15 protein-coding genes and 3 pseudogenes are annotated in these 14,699 nt (G+C 64.4%); 8 read left to right on the top strand and 10 right to left on the bottom strand.

From position 1 onward, the window contains the following. Positions 1–122 precede the first annotated feature (122 nt). Positions 123–383: a hypothetical protein gene (locus ACLARN_RS40275; RefSeq protein WP_409496734.1), complete on the top strand. Its 261-nt coding sequence runs from the start codon at positions 123–125 to the stop codon at positions 381–383. A gap of 468 nt (positions 384–851) precedes the next feature. Here ACLARN_RS40275 and ACLARN_RS40270 read toward each other — a convergent pair whose 3' ends face one another. Together ACLARN_RS40270 and ACLARN_RS40265 are read right to left on the bottom strand one after the other, a co-directional pair. Next, positions 852–1,142 carry a hypothetical protein gene (locus tag ACLARN_RS40270; RefSeq protein ID WP_409496733.1) on the bottom strand — a complete coding sequence of 97 codons (291 nt, stop codon included), beginning with the start codon at positions 1,140–1,142 and terminating at the stop codon, positions 852–854. A gap of 372 nt (positions 1,143–1,514) precedes the next feature. Continuing rightward, positions 1,515–1,856: a hypothetical protein gene (locus ACLARN_RS40265; protein WP_409496764.1), complete on the bottom strand. Its 342-nt coding sequence runs from the start codon at positions 1,854–1,856 to the stop codon at positions 1,515–1,517. Here ACLARN_RS40265 and ACLARN_RS40260 point away from each other — a divergent pair. Then, on the top strand, positions 1,773–1,952 hold the full coding sequence (locus ACLARN_RS40260; protein ID WP_409496732.1) for a hypothetical protein: 180 nt from the start codon (positions 1,773–1,775) through the stop codon (positions 1,950–1,952). The two genes, ACLARN_RS40265 and ACLARN_RS40260, sit on opposite strands and share 84 nt — an antisense overlap. A 36-nt stretch (positions 1,953–1,988) precedes the next feature. Continuing rightward, positions 1,989–2,420: a hypothetical protein gene (locus ACLARN_RS40255; protein WP_409496731.1), complete on the top strand. Its 432-nt coding sequence runs from the start codon at positions 1,989–1,991 to the stop codon at positions 2,418–2,420. 55 nt (positions 2,421–2,475) lie between these two features. Here ACLARN_RS40255 and ACLARN_RS40250 read toward each other — a convergent pair whose 3' ends face one another. Then, positions 2,476–2,715: a hypothetical protein gene (locus ACLARN_RS40250; protein ID WP_409496730.1), complete on the bottom strand. Its 240-nt coding sequence runs from the start codon at positions 2,713–2,715 to the stop codon at positions 2,476–2,478. A 212-nt stretch (positions 2,716–2,927) separates the two neighbouring features. Between ACLARN_RS40250 and ACLARN_RS40245 the strand changes: the two genes are divergently transcribed. Next, complete coding sequence (locus tag ACLARN_RS40245; RefSeq protein WP_409496729.1) at positions 2,928–3,860, top strand: glycoside hydrolase family 25 protein; 933 nt, start codon at positions 2,928–2,930, stop codon at positions 3,858–3,860. 560 nt (positions 3,861–4,420) lie between these two features. Here the strand turns inward: ACLARN_RS40245 and ACLARN_RS40240 are convergent. The 3 genes from ACLARN_RS40240 to ACLARN_RS40230 form a co-directional block, all read right to left on the bottom strand. Continuing rightward, positions 4,421–5,074, bottom strand: coding sequence for a hypothetical protein (locus ACLARN_RS40240; protein ID WP_409496728.1), 654 nt, complete (start codon positions 5,072–5,074; stop codon positions 4,421–4,423). A 104-nt stretch (positions 5,075–5,178) separates the two neighbouring features. Next, positions 5,179–6,024 (bottom strand): hypothetical protein, encoded by an 846-nt coding sequence (locus ACLARN_RS40235; RefSeq protein ID WP_409496727.1) that lies wholly within the window; start codon positions 6,022–6,024, stop codon positions 5,179–5,181. Positions 6,025–6,090: 66 nt separating this feature from the next. Then, positions 6,091–7,773: a hypothetical protein gene (locus ACLARN_RS40230; protein WP_409496726.1), complete on the bottom strand. Its 1,683-nt coding sequence runs from the start codon at positions 7,771–7,773 to the stop codon at positions 6,091–6,093. A 404-nt stretch (positions 7,774–8,177) separates the two neighbouring features. Between ACLARN_RS40230 and ACLARN_RS40225 the strand changes: the two genes are divergently transcribed. The 3 genes and pseudogenes from ACLARN_RS40225 (at position 8,178) to ACLARN_RS40215 (ending at position 10,059) form a co-directional block, all read left to right on the top strand. Continuing rightward, on the top strand, positions 8,178–8,849 hold the full coding sequence (locus ACLARN_RS40225) for a class E sortase (RefSeq protein ID WP_409496725.1): 672 nt from the start codon (positions 8,178–8,180) through the stop codon (positions 8,847–8,849). A 624-nt stretch (positions 8,850–9,473) separates the two neighbouring features. Continuing rightward, a pseudogene (locus ACLARN_RS40220) lies at positions 9,474–9,563 on the top strand (IS5/IS1182 family transposase); the annotation flags it as partial. A 160-nt stretch (positions 9,564–9,723) separates the two neighbouring features. Beyond that, positions 9,724–10,059, top strand: coding sequence for a hypothetical protein (locus tag ACLARN_RS40215; protein ID WP_409496724.1), 336 nt, complete (start codon positions 9,724–9,726; stop codon positions 10,057–10,059). Positions 10,060–10,196: 137 nt separating this feature from the next. Here the strand turns inward: ACLARN_RS40215 and ACLARN_RS40210 are convergent. Continuing rightward, positions 10,197–11,074, bottom strand: a pseudogene (locus ACLARN_RS40210) (IS5 family transposase). A gap of 342 nt (positions 11,075–11,416) precedes the next feature. Between ACLARN_RS40210 and ACLARN_RS40205 the strand changes: the two are divergent. Then, positions 11,417–11,720, top strand: a pseudogene (locus ACLARN_RS40205) (IS701 family transposase); the annotation flags it as partial. A gap of 1,021 nt (positions 11,721–12,741) precedes the next feature. Here the strand turns inward: ACLARN_RS40205 and ACLARN_RS40200 are convergent. Genes ACLARN_RS40200 through ACLARN_RS40190 form a run of 3 tightly spaced genes read right to left on the bottom strand, consistent with a single transcriptional unit; the run spans position 12,742 to position 14,511 of the window. Beyond that, positions 12,742–13,632 (bottom strand): T3SS effector HopA1 family protein, encoded by an 891-nt coding sequence (locus tag ACLARN_RS40200; protein ID WP_409496723.1) that lies wholly within the window; start codon positions 13,630–13,632, stop codon positions 12,742–12,744. A gap of 4 nt (positions 13,633–13,636) precedes the next feature. Next, positions 13,637–14,068, bottom strand: coding sequence for a hypothetical protein (locus tag ACLARN_RS40195; protein WP_409496722.1), 432 nt, complete (start codon positions 14,066–14,068; stop codon positions 13,637–13,639). Positions 14,069–14,076: 8 nt separating this feature from the next. Next, positions 14,077–14,511 (bottom strand): hypothetical protein, encoded by a 435-nt coding sequence (locus ACLARN_RS40190; protein ID WP_409496721.1) that lies wholly within the window; start codon positions 14,509–14,511, stop codon positions 14,077–14,079. Between the last annotated feature and the right edge of the window lie 188 nt (positions 14,512–14,699).

The following is a 14,699-nucleotide window of genomic DNA, read 5'->3' as shown; positions in this document are numbered from 1 at the left end:
GGCTGCCGATAGGACCAGGGTGAGCGAATCCCGCCAGCAGCGCCGCGCCCGCGAACGCCGCGCAACCAAGGAAGCCACCCGTCCCGGCCCCAACGCCCCGGCCTTCCCCGGAAACCCTTGGGGTGAAACACGAACGAGTCATCGACATCGAGTTGTACCGGACGGTCTTCAACGACCCGGGCGAGACCTACGTGTCCTGGGGCGCGGAATGGGGGCTGCGTGACGACAGCGTCGGCACTGAGGACAGCAGCGAGGACGTCGCCGCCGTCCTCGAGGACCTGCGGCTGCTGGCCGACTGCTACACCGTCCGGCTGGAATGGCAACTCGGCGGCGACCCGCCGGAGGGCAAGACGGTCGCCGACGCCGTCGCCGAGTGGGCGTGACGCTACCGGAGGCGCTGACGTGACCCACCTGCAGTTCTCCTCCAGCCTCCGCTCGACCTGGCTGTGGGCGCCCGATGAAGAGACCGCCCGCCGGGTCCGTGGGTTCGGCCGCCCCGCCTACCGCAAGGGCGAGGAGTTGCCGCTGGTCACCGACATCGACATTGGCGTCATCGCGCTGGACGCCTGCGAAGCCCTGGCCGCGGCCGGGTTCACCTTCACCTGGCACGACTCCGTCCACCCGCTCAACCGCAGCGCTGGCCTACTCGGCTTCCCGGTATGCCCCCACCACCGATCCCGAACCGAGGAGCTGAATGTCCGCCGCGGCCGACACCGCCACCCGCTGCCCCGAGCAGATCCACATGTTCGAGGGCGACTACAGCAGCTGCTTTGGCCCCCCGGCCATCCGGGGCCGCACTGGTCGGGCAGTTTCCGCTGGACCAAACCGGGCAGCGGCTGCGGCGACGCGCACTACGAACCCCACGCCCAGCCCGAGGAGTGGTACCTAGACTCCGCCCAGCCCGCGACTATGGGGCCCTGTGCGGCCTGCAACACCAGCTCACCAAGATCGGCGACGACGCCCGCGACATCGGCCGGGCCCTCCAAGACCTCACATGTGACACATACCGGCCGGTCGTCGGGCTCGAGATCGGCATCAACCGCCTCCTGCAACACCTCGGCGCGGACCCAGTCACCGACTCCGACCTCGACGCCCCCCCCCGACTCCAGCGCCCCGAGAATGAGGACGATCTGCCTTTCCATGCCTCTCTAGGCAAGGTGCCGGGTCGCCGCACCGGGCAGCAATGTTCGCGACCCGGCTGTGTCGCCGTGGGGAAACTGTCGGACCCGCCTGCCACGCTGGAGATCAGCCTTGCCTCAGCGGGTAGAGAGTTCTCGATGATCACGTGTGCGTCGGATCCGGAGCGGTGGCTCGCGCAGCGGTGCGCGTGGCTGCGTTCCACCTTGGAGCCGGATGCCGCCGGCCGCTGCCGTGCGTACGCACTCACCCCGGACGGCGCGGTCTTCACCCGTCCGGATCGGTGTTGGGAGGAACCGCCAGTGGGCCACGGTCAACCAGTGCCACGAGGAAGGCTGGCGGATCGTGCGCACGAGAGCCGAGAAATCCCGATCTTCCTACTCGCATTCCGCGCCGGTGCACCACACGATCACCGCCGCCGAACGTGACGCCGCGCGAAGCTGCGGCGGCTGCGCCGCTGGCAGGCCGACGTCGACCGCGCGATCGCCCACGGCGCGCATACCTGGGACACCGCCGCCTTCCACGACTTCGTGCTCGGCATGCCCGCCCAGCAGGCCCGCTGGGTTCTTCTCCGGCTGCTGGCTCACGTCCAGGGCGGGCGGTGCGCCAGCTGTGGCACCGTCCCGGAGCGCCTGGTGCTCGATCACGACCACGACACGGGGCTGTGCCGTGGCGCGCTCTGCGACGGAAGCAACAGCGCCGATCGGCGTGACCTCCACCTGGCCGGTTACCGGCGAACCCGCCCGAGACCGCGTTCGACTGGCCCTTCCCCGGCACCGACTCCGGATGCGGACGGACAGATCCAGGGGCGGTGAACGCTCACCTACCCGCCGCCTCCTACGATCTTGCGCATGTCAGCCACGTCCGGCGCCGGTAGTCCCCGGAACACCGCCTATACCTCGGTGCAGGCCTACAACAGTGCCTATCCGGACGCACCGATGCCAGAAGGTGCCACCGATCGCAACATGCTGCGTTCTTTCACCGCCGCCGGCGCTGGCCTGGTGGACGATCTTACCGCCAGCGAGCGGCGCTACACGCTGGACTTCTTGCCCGGAGGCGCGCCTGGCCGGGAAGAACCCGAGCGGATCGGCACTGTCGTCGCGACCCGGTGGGGAAACGGCCCTTACCTCGTCCTCGCTGAGAACGTCTCGCTGCGGCAAGCCTGGGAAGCCATCACCGCACGCTGGCCCTCCGCGCTCTCGGCCGCGGCCGAGGCGCTGCGCTCGCTGACCGACGGGTCTTCCTCTGGCACTCCGCAACACCCGCGCGCGGTCCGGGGTTGAGCAGCCGCGGCACAACCGCCTGCGCTCAGCCGAGACGTTGGTCAGGGGCGAGGACTCACGATGCCGTCTCGCCGACCTGTGCCCGGCGGGTGGCTTCGCCGAACTGTTCGACGGCTCGCAGGATCCGCTGGGATCCCTGCCGCGGCAGTTCGGGATCAAGCGTTCCGGCCGGGCTACCGTCGGCCAGTTCGCTGCCGCGCTGTTCGGCATGCTGGAAGACCACGCGCCAGGCTTCGATCAGGCGGATCACCCCTTCCAAGGAGCCGAGCACCAGTTCCGCCGGCGGATTCCACACCGGTTCCTTGGAGTCGACCAGGTTGGAGTTTGCCCACCGGAGGCGTTCGATCTGGAGGTTGAGGCGAGCGCGGATTCGGCGTAGCCGTCGCCGGTCAGCAGCCCGATGATCGTGCCGAGCTGCGCGGTGATCTCGGCCAGTCGGCGACCGTGCGCTTCCTGACGGGTCCGGATGCACGCCGATGGTTGTTAGTGAGCATAGATCGAGGGGAAATGCCTGAACGGGCCATCGACGTTTACGAACCGTACCAGGGCAGCATTGACTGGCGAAAAGTCGCGTCTGCTGATGTTCGCCACGTACTGATCAAGCTCTCCAACGGATCCAGTGCCGCCAGCACTACCGGAGATCGCTATGTCATCGGCGCTCGCGCGGCCGGGCTCCGTGTAGGCGGTTACGCCTATGCGCTTGGCGGGAAGCCGGAGTCGGAGGCGGACGCTCTCGCCGACGAACTTCTACGCCTCAACGCGCTCGACGACGCTCCAGCACTAGACTACGAGTCCGATAGGCTGCCTTACGACGAACCCAGCGCGCGGCAGTGGATCGTCGCGTTCTTCAGCCGCCTCAGCAGGCGTATCCCCGCACTGACTCAGGTCCTACTCTACAGCTCTGGATCTCAGCTGACCAGGATAAACGCGGGCACTATTACCATGCCCGGGTTGCGGATCCTAATTTGGGATGCCGAGTACGGACCCAACGACGGAATCGATCACGACGTCCGCTATTACCACGGCCCCGTAGCCGTACACCAGTACACCAGCGCCGGGCGCATCGCCGGTATCGACCGAAACGTCGACCTCGATGTTGTGTTCACCGACATCAGCGCACAAACGAAACCTCGAGCTACGAAGGGAATCGATCTCATGGAACGGTACCACGCAAAAGCAATTCCCAGTGATGGCAGTGTACACATCCTCCTCCCCGGCGGCGATCAGTCCGCCGTTATCGTCCGCCCCGGCTCTCAGCCGGTGTGGCTCTCCGCAATCTACGCCTGGGGTGACAACAACGTTGGCGTCGGCGGGAACCCAGTGTCGCCCGGTGCGGTCATGAAAATCGATAAGACACGCAAGTTCATCCTGACAGGTGCATTGTATGCGGATTTCGCCTACAGCTCCAACAGTGATTTCATCATCGATGCCGTTGGCTGATCCGCCGACCGAAGGCTACACCCGGAAAGACGTTCATTCGACCGTGGTTCTACCCTTTTAGACGGGACTACAAGCCTTGATGCCTTCGACGTCGATAAAGAGCCCCCAAAGCGAGCCAGGAGCACGAAGGTCCTCATTAAGTTATACGTCCCAACACGAGCGACGTCGCAGTCGCAAATAGAGGAACGCCTTGAATCTTGTTCCCATTGTGTCAATGAACTCTGGGACCGCCGGCTGGCAGCAACAGGCCATCCAGCAGAGGAAAAGCTATATACCACAACAACAGTCCGTTCCCCACAACCAGTGCCGACAGCAGCATAGCTCGTAGCGGGGTGGGCCCAGGCAGTCGGCGCCAGACAAGGCCAAACATCACCACTCCTTCGACTTCACCGGTCACGATGCCGCCGGTGACGACCCTATGGCGCGGCGCGGTCCGGATAAACTGGCTCGCCCGGTCGGTGTTGTATCGGAGCGAATCGAATCCGCGCTGATATTCGACGGAAGCCGAATCGGCGAGCCCCGAGACTCGCCGATTCGGCTCCCTTTCCGCGGCACAAGGGCTATTCCGACATCTTCTTCCGACGACGCGTCCGCGCCACGATCAGCGCGCCACCCCCGCCCGCGAGCGCCAGACCGGCCAGCGCAGCAGGCAACGCGAGGTCATTTCCCGTCTCAGCCAGCTTTGTGTCGTGATGCGCGGCGGCCACACCTGAGTCAGACGGGCCTCGCGAGCCGGCCCCGTCTGACGTCGGTTTCGCAACCGGCGGGGCAGGCACCGAGCTGCTCCCCTTCGCTGCGTCTGCCCCCAGCTTCGACGGTGACTTCCCGGCAGCCTGCCCATTTGACGGCGCCGAGGCCGACCGTGACTGATGTCCCTCCTTCGGGGACGGCGGCTGGTTACCAGCCTTCGGCGGTGCCGGTCGGCCGTCGGGATTCGGCACGGGCCGGGAGCCGCTCTCCGGTGGGGCTTGCCCGCTGCCGGACTTCGGGGCGGCTTGCCCACTGTCAGGCTTCGGCGGGGTTTGGTTGCCCTTATCGTTTTCGAGCAGCTGCTTGATCCGGTTGATACCCTGGTCGATGGCGGCGACATCCGGGTCCTTGCTGGCCTCCTGGGCGTAGGCGGGACTCGCCAGAAGCGCGGAGCCGCCCAGCCCGATCATTCCGGCGGCGAGGACGGCGGCCGCCGTCCTCCTCCCATGGGAGTGTTTCGGCATAACTGTTCCTTTCCAGAAGGGTATAGGTGGGTCTACGTCTCGACCGGATAATGTCCGGCAGGGGTGCGGCCCCGCACGGGCAGGGCCGCACCGCAAGGCCTTTGTTATGCCTGTTGTCCGGTCAGCTTGGTGTAGGTGGCTTTGAGATTGGCGATCTTCTTTTCCAGGTTCTTGATGTTCGTGCTATCGATGGAGTCGGTCACGGCCCGGACGCCGTCCTTGGTCACCTGGGAGAAGCCCCCCTTCTCCAGAGCAGGCTTCAGAGTTCCGTCGACGAAGCCGGTCCACCGCTGAATCGCAGCCTCAAGGTCGCCCCACTTCTTCTGCAGCGAAGCAGCGAACGCGTCACGCGCCTTGCCAATGTCACCCTTGAGGCCACCAACGGCGGCCTCGGTGCCACCATTCTTCAAGCCGTCGAAGACGCCCTGCAGCCCACCGACGTCAGCACCCGCCTCCTTCAGCGCATCGATCTGCCCCTGCAGGTCCTTCTGCGCAGCCTGATCGAAGGCGTCAACCGGCAGCCCGTTGATGGCATCGCTCAGCGTGCTGAGCGTGCTTTCGGCATCCTCCCACTGACCTTCATCGACACCTGGCTGCCCTTTCAGCTTCTGAGCGGCCCCCTGGAGTTCCTTGACTTTCTGCTGCAAGCGGGACTTAACATCCTTCGCGACCGGCTGTCCACCGCCCTTCGCGGTGCTGTACTGTCCCTGCAGCGCACTGATGTCCTTCCGCAGCTTCGCCAGGCTCTCCTTGTTAGGAGCTTCGGTCAGGAGCTTGGTCAGCGCCGCGATGCCTTTGTCGATCGCCGCGACGTCCGAATCCGCGGCCTGTCGGGTAACGGGCGGGTTACCCGCAGCGTTAGCGGGGGACGCCAGAAGTGCCTGGCCTCCGAGGCCCAAGGTGCCCGCCATCAGCGCCGATGCGACCAGTTTGTGCTTTAACTTTGCCATTGGTTCTTCCTCTTCTCAGTGTAAATGGATCGAAAATGTTCAGTCCGAAGCCGCGCTGCCTGACAGCTATGCCTGTTGTCCGGTCAGCTTGGTGTAGGTGGCTTTGAGATTGGCGATCTTCTTTTCCAGGTTCTTGATGTTCGTGCTATCGATGGAGTCGGTCACGGCCCGGACGCCGTCCTTGGTCACCTGGGAGAAGCCCCCCTTCTCCAGAGCAGGCTTCAGAGTTCCGTCGACGAAGCCGGTCCACCGCTGAATCGCAGCCTCAAGGTCGCCCCACTTCTTCTGCAGCGAAGCAGCGAACGCGTCACGCGCCTTGCCAATGTCACCCTTGAGGCCACCAACGGCGGCCTCGGTGCCACCATTCTTCAAGCCGTCGAAGACGCCCTGCAGCCCACCGACGTCAGCACCCGCCTCCTTCAGCGCATCGATCTGCCCCTGCAGGTCCTTCAACTGGCTGGCGAGGCCGAGCTTGGTGAAATCCTGGATGAGACCTCGGATCGGCCCCCTCGCGCTGCCGCTGTCCTTCTGCTGCGCCGCGCTGAGCGCGTCGATCGCCTTGTTCAGACCGGATCGCAAGGCGCCGGTCGCATCACTGGACTCGGTGGAGTTGTCCTTCAAGCGATCCCGCAGCGCGTTCAACTTCTTGGTCAGGTCACCGACAAGCTCACGGTAAAGGTCAGGGTCGAGTGCACCGACACCGTTGGCCTTGTGAAACGCGTTCTTCAAGCCATCGAGCAGCTTTCCGAGCGTCGAGTCCGAGTGCGTCTTGAGTCCGTCAATCGCACCCACCAGGTTGGCCAGGTCCAGCCGGTTGGCTTGTGCGTCGGTGTCGTGGTCAAGCACGTCGAGAATGCGACGTGGTGAATCCGCGTACTGCAGGGTGTCAGGATCGGTCCCGCGCACCTGAATGTTCCTGAGGCCAAGCTTGACATTCTTGGGGAACGGGAGCTCCCACGTGCCGTTCGGCTTCGTCGTGGCGGTCGCGCCAGTCGGGCTGTCGTCGACCACGAACCCGACTCGAACCCCCGGAGCTGCTGTTCCGGTGAACATGTCGCCTGGTCCGACGTCCTTCTTCCCGTCGCCGGGGGTGGTGATCGTCGGCGCGTTCGGTTTCGCCGGCTGGTCGATGGCAAGTTCGCCGGTTGCCTTTTTGATGTCCTGGAAGAGTCCGCCGAAGTTCGAGAAGCGGTACTCGCCGCCCACGGTGATCGTGTCGGACCGCACATCTTTCGGGACGGTGTAGGTGCACGTCGCCTGCAGCTTGTCCCGGATCGCCTCCCACTTGGTCAGGTCGAAGACGGTGTTGCGGACCTGGGCGACGAAACCCAGCGCGTCGATCGGCTTATAGTTCACCCCCGTACCGCCTTGACCGCCGGCCTGCCGGCAGGACTGGCCGTTGATGTAGACGTCAGCCTCCCACTTCGCCAGGAAGTTGATCAGATCCTGCGACAGGTTGAATTCGCCGGACCCGGAGTCCTTGCCCTTGAACTGGTCCCAGATCGACCAGTTGTCGTACCCGAACGTGATATCCACCGTTTGGCCCGGCCGCACGTGCAACGTATTCACTGACGCGTTCGCCCGTCCGGGAGACGACGGATCCAGCTTGATATGTCCCCTGCTCCCGGTCTCACCCGCTGCCGATGCCGGAACCGAGGTCAAGCCCCCGAGCAGCGCTGCGGATATCCCAATCGCCGCGGCACGTGCGAACAGTGTCGTCCGCCTTCGATCCGTCTGCTTTAGTGCCATCTGATGCACCTTTCGCCCCTTGGTTTTCCTATCCCCTCTCCAGGGGATCCCGGATCCGACTATGACTATGACCCAAAACGCTTGCAAGCCATTTCTTATTTATCACTCGCATGAGTTAGAAGAACATCCTGATAAGACTGTGAGAAATTCATATTCCCGCTGAATAGCGAGCTAAAGTGAGAACCTACAGTGAGCCACGTCATCCAATTTTGGCAAACCATGACTTATTCATGATCTTAACAGGAGTCGAGCCTGTTGAGTCTCGACATCCGATAGGTTTATCGTTCGACCCCAGAAGCGTCTCGACGCTGACCATTCGTCGCCGTGTAGTCGTTGCCGGCTGGGCACGTCGCTCAACACTTCCGCGCGAACGCGGATCCGCAATCACTCCGAAGGACAAGGCAATGACGGTGAACGACGCCGCCCCGAAGCATCGGACATCTCGCCGCACGGGCCAGCGCCAGCCGCCGACCCTGTGGATGAGTGAGATCTTGCTCATCGCCGGGCTCACTGTGCTGCTGTTCGCCTGTTACGAACTCTGGGGCAAGACGGGTGAACTGAACAAGGCGCAGGATCAGTTGAACAACCAACTCGTTCGTGAATGGCAGCAGCCGTCACCAGCCGGTCCAGCGCCGCACCGACAGAACGTCACACCTGGCACGCCGATCGCGCGGCTCGAGCTGCCACGCCTCGGCCTGCGATGGACCGTCACCGAGGGAGTCGACAAGGCAACCCTGAAGCAGGGGCCGGGGCACTATCCCGGCACTCAGCGTCCCGGTGAAACGGGTAACTTCGCCGTGGCCGGACACCGGACCCCCGGCGTGTTCTGGGACCTGGAGGATATGCGGCCAGGCGACGTGATCACCGTCGAGGATCGAACGTCCCGCTACGTGTACCGCGTTACCCACTCCGAGGTCGTATCGCCGGACGACGGCGACGCGCTCGCCCCAGTACCCGACCGGCCGGGAGCAAAACCCACAGTCGCATCGCTGGTGCTCACGACTTGCAACCCCAAATGGGACAACTACCAGCGGCTCGTCGTCGAAAGCACACTGGAGTCGAAGACTCCAAAGTAGTGAGCAAGAATCGTCGATCGAATATTGGCACCTACCTATGATTGGTGCATACTCATTGACCCGCCGCTGATAACTAAATTGAGCACGAAGTGCGGCTTTCAGCCTTGCACGGCGGACTCGCCTGGCGGTTTACCCTGCCGCAGTCGGGTTTTACTTGGGCGGCAAGCTGATCGACGCTGCGAGTAGTTAGTTTCCCCCGGCTGGTCTTCAGGCCCTCAGACACGCAGGCCGGATTCAACTCTGAGGTACAGATGAGGAACCGGTTGACAGTCAGCCAGGATAGCCGCGGCGAATCTGACCGTCTCGGAGCGGGGTTAGCCCGGACTTCTTGAGGATCTCCCATACGACGGCTGGCACCGTCGTGCAGACGAGGCGACGCAGCTCGCTGCGGATCCCGCGGCTTCGGCGAGTCATGTTCTCGTGACAAGCTGTGCTGTACTGTCGAGGCGCGGATCGATTGGCGTAGCCGAGTGACTTAGCCTAGGCCGTGTCCTGCGGATCTTGTTCAGTATCGTGTGTAGACAATGGGTTGTGGTTGGTCGTGGTGAGCTGACGGATAAGGCGTCCGCGCGGATCGCGCCTTTGCTGCCTGCGGAGACAGAATAGCGGGGTGGGCGGCGGCGCAGTAGTCCCCGGCACGTGATCAGCGCGATTCTGTGGCACGAACGGACGGGTGCGCCGTGGCGTGATCTTACTGAGCGACATGGGCCGTAGAAGACCGCGTATGAGCGCTTACGGATGTGGACCGCAGACGGGACGTGGGACCGGATCCTGGAGCACGTGATCGTCAAAGACGACTGAGAGCGCCGAAGTCGCCGTGGGCGGGTTGATTGCGCAACCCTGCGTAAGTTTCCAGCTCCTTTACCTCTGCAGGGTGATCACGCGAGCTGTTCGCAGGGCGGTGGTCAGCGTGTTCATGGTGGAGCGATCGGCGACGGTGACGTTGCTGGCTTGCACGACGGCGCGCAAGGCGATCTCCAGCGCCGCGCCGCACAACACGATCGGCGCGGCCGGATGGACGTCGCGGTCCTGCAGCAGCTACCGCACCTGCTCCATCAGGTCCATGCGTGCGCCGGCTATCTCGCCGCGCATGGCGTTCGCCGACGATCTAGTTCACTCCATGCTCGACCTGGTCTGTCCAGTCTTTGAGCAGGTCACCCAGCACGCGAGCGCCCGATTCCCGGACTGCCGTTCACCCTGGTTCTGGTAGGTCATTGCGGCCTGGTGGGTCCAGAGGCCGTCCGGACCGGCGTAGACCCCGGAACCTCCAGCGTCTGGACCGCGGTCGCGATGATCGCCGTGAGGCTCTGTGGCTGGTCTACTTTCTAGGGCGTGTCCTGGGGATCTTTATCGGAGGTGCAGGATGATGCAGGCGAGGATGATCTCGGCGCGGTGGTAGGCAGCTCGTTTGGCGTATCGGGTCGCTAGGCCGCGGAATTGTTTGAGCCGGTTGAAGCATCGCTCGACGACATTGCGGAGCTTGTAGAGGTCGGGGTCGAAGGCCGGTGGCCTGCCACCGGCCTTGCCCTTCGCTTTGCGGCGGGCGATCTGGTCGGCACGTTCGGGGATGGTGGCCTTGATCCTGCGCTCCCGCAGCGCCTTCCGGGTGCTCGGGTGGGTGTAGGCCTTGTCGGCCAGCACTCTCCCGACCCGCACTTTCTGTCCGTCCACCTCGATGTCCCGGATCTCGTCCAGCAGCGGCAGCAGTTGCGGGTTGTCCCCGGCCTGACCGGGCGTGAGGATCACCGCCAACGGCAGACCGGCCGCGTTGACGGCCAGGTGGATCTTGGTGGTCAGCCCTCCCCGGGAGCGTCCGAGGCATTCCCCGTCGATCGCGAGGTCTTCGATCCAGTCCGCGCAGCCCCTTTTTTCCGGGCACCGGCCGCGTGCTGATGCGCCCGGACACTCGTGGAATCCACACTGATCACGAACTCGACGTTGTCCTCCAGTGTTCCCAGCGAGTCGTCCTTGACGATCACCTGCTCCAGGACCCGATCCCACGTCCCGTCCGCGGTCCACTTCCGCAACCGCTCATGCGCAGTCTTCCACGGCCCATACCGCTCAGGCAGATCACGCCACGGCGCACCCGTCCGCTCATGCCACAGAATCGCGTTGATCACCTGCCGGTGACTACGCCACCGCCCACCCCTGCGACCTGTCTCCACAGGCAGCAACGGCGCGATCGTTGCCCACGCCTTATCCGTTAGCTCACCGCGTCCGACCACACACCATCATCTGCAAACGATCATGAGAAAGATCCGCAGGACACGCCCTAGTGGGCGGGCGAATCTGTACTTCTGGCACCCTCGGGCGGCACTCCGGTTCAATGTTTGGTGCGAACGTCTCGTGGTGTGACAAGACACCTGTTAGGGTCGACCCGATCCGGTGCGTCCCGTCGAGGATCCTTTGCGGAGACTCAAGATACGAGTCGTCGCCGAACTCGTCGGCTTCGGGAGGAACACGCGATCGCTGCGGCCATCCCCAATGCCAGTGAGAGCGGCCACGCCCGCATTCGCCGCGCTGACACGAGCCCGTAGTCACTTCCCAACGAGCAGTCCGCGGCTCAAGTGGGTCATCATGCGCATAGGCCCCACGAGTACGACGGGGAGCGGACACCGACCCGCATCGACTGGCGGGTCGGGCGCGGGCACCGGCTGCTCGCACGGCATTCGATCTCGGATCCGACCGAGGTCGCCTACTACGTCTACTACGGGTCGCGTCGCTCGACACTGCTGGACCTGACCTGGATCCCCGGCACCCGTTGGCGGATCGAGGCACGCTTCCAGTAAGCCAAAAATGAAGCCGGACTCGGCCACTGCCAAGTCCGCTCCCGACGAACCCGGTATGCCCCACATCACACTTTCGATGCTCGACCATGCCTGACTCGCCGTCACCAGGCCCTTGCCGCACTCCTGCGCAGATTTCGGCGTCTGCGAGGTCGTCGATCGCATCCATGAGGCGTTCCTGGGCTTCGCTTGCGGCATTAGCTACTGGGCACCACTTACGGAACTTTCTTTGAGTTGTTGAAGGAGCGAATGACTTAGCGTTGTGGGCGGCGCATGGCGCCAAGACAGTTAGGAGTAATTCCGGCTCACGGGTCGCGACAACCGGGCCGCGGGTGACACCGACGGCGCTGAGGTTGACGGCGACTTCGTCCGCTCCGGCCGCATGATAGGCCTGCAAGCCCGTGGCGGATTCGGGAAGGGAACCGCTGAGGAATATCCCTTCGTCGACCAGGGTGCGAGCGCCGGAAAGTGGTCGGTGAGGTCTACCTGGATTCTGGCGCGACGGAGCATGTCGACATAGTGCGGGGCTTGCAGGTGGGGGCCGCACACGCTCATCGAGGTCGACCGGATCACGGCGGGTCTGCGCTCTGCGACGGAGACGACGCGCGGAATGGGCCGACCTGCCTTTCCCGCCGCGACGCGGAGCCCGGGAACGAGGACGTCGCGGAGGTATGCGGGCGGGCAGAGAGCCAGGTGATGGCAACGTCGGCGATCTCGCCTGCGAGGCGGGCCATCGCGGGACGTAGGACGCCCAGGCCGAGGTCGATGCGGGGGCACGGTAGGGGAGGTAGGGTCGCGTGCAGGCGACTCTACTTGCCGTCGAGCTTGACGGTCTCACCGTTCAGGAGTCGGCGGACCGCGCTGAGATACTCGGTGACGGCGGTGAGCGGGCTGCGGTATCGCCCTCCCGGCGAGGGCGAGCTGAAAGTCGGTGGAGCCGGGGCCGTAACCGGCAATCACCGGGCGGCCGGTGACGAAAGCCAGCGACCTGGCCTGCAGGGCAGCTTCGTAGGGGTGCCGCAGCGCCATAAGTGTGGCGCTGGTGCCGACGGGAGCCTGTAAGCCGAGTCCGGCGCAGTATGCGAACAGCAGGTATGGCTCGATAGTTAGGGACTGGCCGAGCCAGAGACGGAGGTCATTGGCTCTCCCGGCCCAGGTCTAGGAGCGGTCGCAGTTGTTCGACGCTTCCCGGCAGGAACGGGACGTGCGCGGAATAATCGGTCACGGCTCGGTGTTCGTTCGTGGTTCAACGCTGGGTTCGCCGGGTCGATGCCGGCAGCAAGGAACTCGGCGAAGCTCGACGTCGTCCCAATGCCGGGAAGACCCTCCACTCGCTCGTAATGATATCGCTCGCAGTGGCGCTCTCGGTCGGCGGATAGACGACCAGGGCGTCGGGGGTACTGGCCGGGCCGGACGAGGATTACCGCCTGATAGGGGACATCAGCACCTTCCAGGCGCGCCAGGACAGCCTGCCAGACGTCCACTGCGGCAAGCGGATCGATCAAGTGCTCATAGATCCGTAGCGGAGGGCTGGCGAATTCGACCGCTCGCGAGCCGCTGACAAGTAGAGATCCTGGTGATAAGCCGGGTCTTGCGGGCGGTACCCGCAGCTGGACCGGATTGCCTGGCATGGGCAGGTCCGGACTGTCGACCTTGTCGGTGGGCAGCCAAACCAGCACCCCGTCCCAATCCACGAGCACCTGGCACTCGTGGATTTGTCGAAGTATGGCTGTAGCGAGCGCGCTGGCGTGCGGAATGGCTTCGGCGAGGGCATTCTCCAGCCCGCGATCACGCCGGAGCGTCGCGTTGCTCGTCCTGACGTTCTCCAACCCAGCATGCAGCTCCGCGTAGAGGGTCTGTGTGAGCAGCGGTTCAAGCTCGCCTCGGCTTGTCGCGTCGGCGGTGCGGTCGCCGATGACGGCACGATGCCGGCCCAGGTCGATGCGGATGGCGGTGAGCGCGGCGGCAAGCCGCTCGGACAGGATGCCGGTGCTCATGCGGTCAATCCGAGAATCGGGGCGAACCGGTCCGGGTCTCGCAGGACGAGGCGAGCCAGAAGGACTCGACGGTTCCGCGCACGGCCAGCCATGGACGCCAGCTTGGCGTCAGTGGGATGTTCGGCACCTGCACCGGCCGTCCTGAACCGCTCTTGGCACGGTCAGCCAGGAACTTGACCACCGTGTGGTGCAGCCATTCGCCGACGAAGTTGCCGACGTCGCGCGGAAGGTCACCGAGCTGGAACGACTCCCAGTCGACGAAATGAAGCCGACCGTCGGCGATCAGGAATTGATCGAGGCAGAGGTCGCCGTGCACCGGTATCTTGACGACGCCTGCTGTCGTGCGCTCCAGCATGCCGATCGAGTTCACGGTGGCGTGGTCCTGGTGCAAAAGACGCCAGGCCTCGAGCTGGGCCCTGCTGGCTGCGTAGAACATCTCCGAACTCAAACCTGCGAGCATGTTATGAGCGGGCAGATGGGGAGAGAGCGCTCGATCTCGAGCAGGTCACCAGGCGGCCTCGTATGCAGCGCCGCGATTGCGGTGCCCGCCTGGGCGGCCATCGCGGGATCGAATGCGCCGTCGGTGGCAAGCTGCCGACCATGGCGGGCATCATCGATCCCGTCGAAAACCTGGACCGCGGTCTCGGCATCCTGGCCGATGAGCGTCGTGGTTCGCAATGCCTCGCCGCCGGTCCGGTGTGCCCGATAGAACGCCCCGGTGCGCCACAACCCGTGTGCGACTTCGATTTCGGAGCCAACCAGGGCTTTGATGAAGGTCCGCTGCGCGTCCACAGTGGTCCCGAGCCAGTTCTCGTTTCGGCCACCGGCACTGCCGGCTGTCGCCCAGTCGAACTCGCCGAGGTCGAACCGGCCGAGCATCTGGTCGACCCGGGGGTATCCCGCGTGCTGAGCATGCTCTTCTCACTTGTTCTTCCGGCCTTAGCCTGCGTCTTTCACGCAGTGTGATGTAGATCTGGTCGTGAAATGGAGGAAGTGCCTGTCCTGTAAGGGAAACTTGGGCTTGCGAAGGTCCAGGGTTCTCTCACGGGAAGGCACTTCCTTGGTGC

Source organism: Amycolatopsis sp. cmx-11-12 (assembly GCF_046269425.1).
GTDB lineage: Bacteria > Actinomycetota > Actinomycetes > Mycobacteriales > Pseudonocardiaceae > Amycolatopsis.
The sequence above is the reverse complement of the archived record's forward strand: the minus strand, read 5'-3'. Positions and strand labels throughout refer to the sequence as shown.

Bases quoted from the DNA above. Each gene is read 5' to 3' on its own strand.
- ACLARN_RS40255 (WP_409496731.1), top strand. From the start codon at position 1,989: ATGTCAGCCACGTCCGGCGCCGGTAGTCCCCGGAACACCGCCTATACC.
- ACLARN_RS40225 (WP_409496725.1), top strand. From the start codon at position 8,178: ATGACGGTGAACGACGCCGCCCCGAAGCATCGGACATCTCGCCGCACG.
- ACLARN_RS40190 (WP_409496721.1), bottom strand. From the start codon at position 14,511: ATGCTCGGCCGGTTCGACCTCGGCGAGTTCGACTGGGCGACAGCCGGC.
- ACLARN_RS40270 (WP_409496733.1), bottom strand. From the start codon at position 1,142: ATGGAAAGGCAGATCGTCCTCATTCTCGGGGCGCTGGAGTCGGGGGGG.
- ACLARN_RS40200 (WP_409496723.1), bottom strand. From the start codon at position 13,632: ATGAGCACCGGCATCCTGTCCGAGCGGCTTGCCGCCGCGCTCACCGCC.
- ACLARN_RS40230 (WP_409496726.1), bottom strand. From the start codon at position 7,773: ATGGCACTAAAGCAGACGGATCGAAGGCGGACGACACTGTTCGCACGT.
- ACLARN_RS40195 (WP_409496722.1), bottom strand. From the start codon at position 14,068: ATGTTCTACGCAGCCAGCAGGGCCCAGCTCGAGGCCTGGCGTCTTTTG.
- ACLARN_RS40240 (WP_409496728.1), bottom strand. From the start codon at position 5,074: ATGCCGAAACACTCCCATGGGAGGAGGACGGCGGCCGCCGTCCTCGCC.
- ACLARN_RS40235 (WP_409496727.1), bottom strand. From the start codon at position 6,024: ATGGCAAAGTTAAAGCACAAACTGGTCGCATCGGCGCTGATGGCGGGC.
- ACLARN_RS40245 (WP_409496729.1), top strand. From the start codon at position 2,928: ATGCCTGAACGGGCCATCGACGTTTACGAACCGTACCAGGGCAGCATT.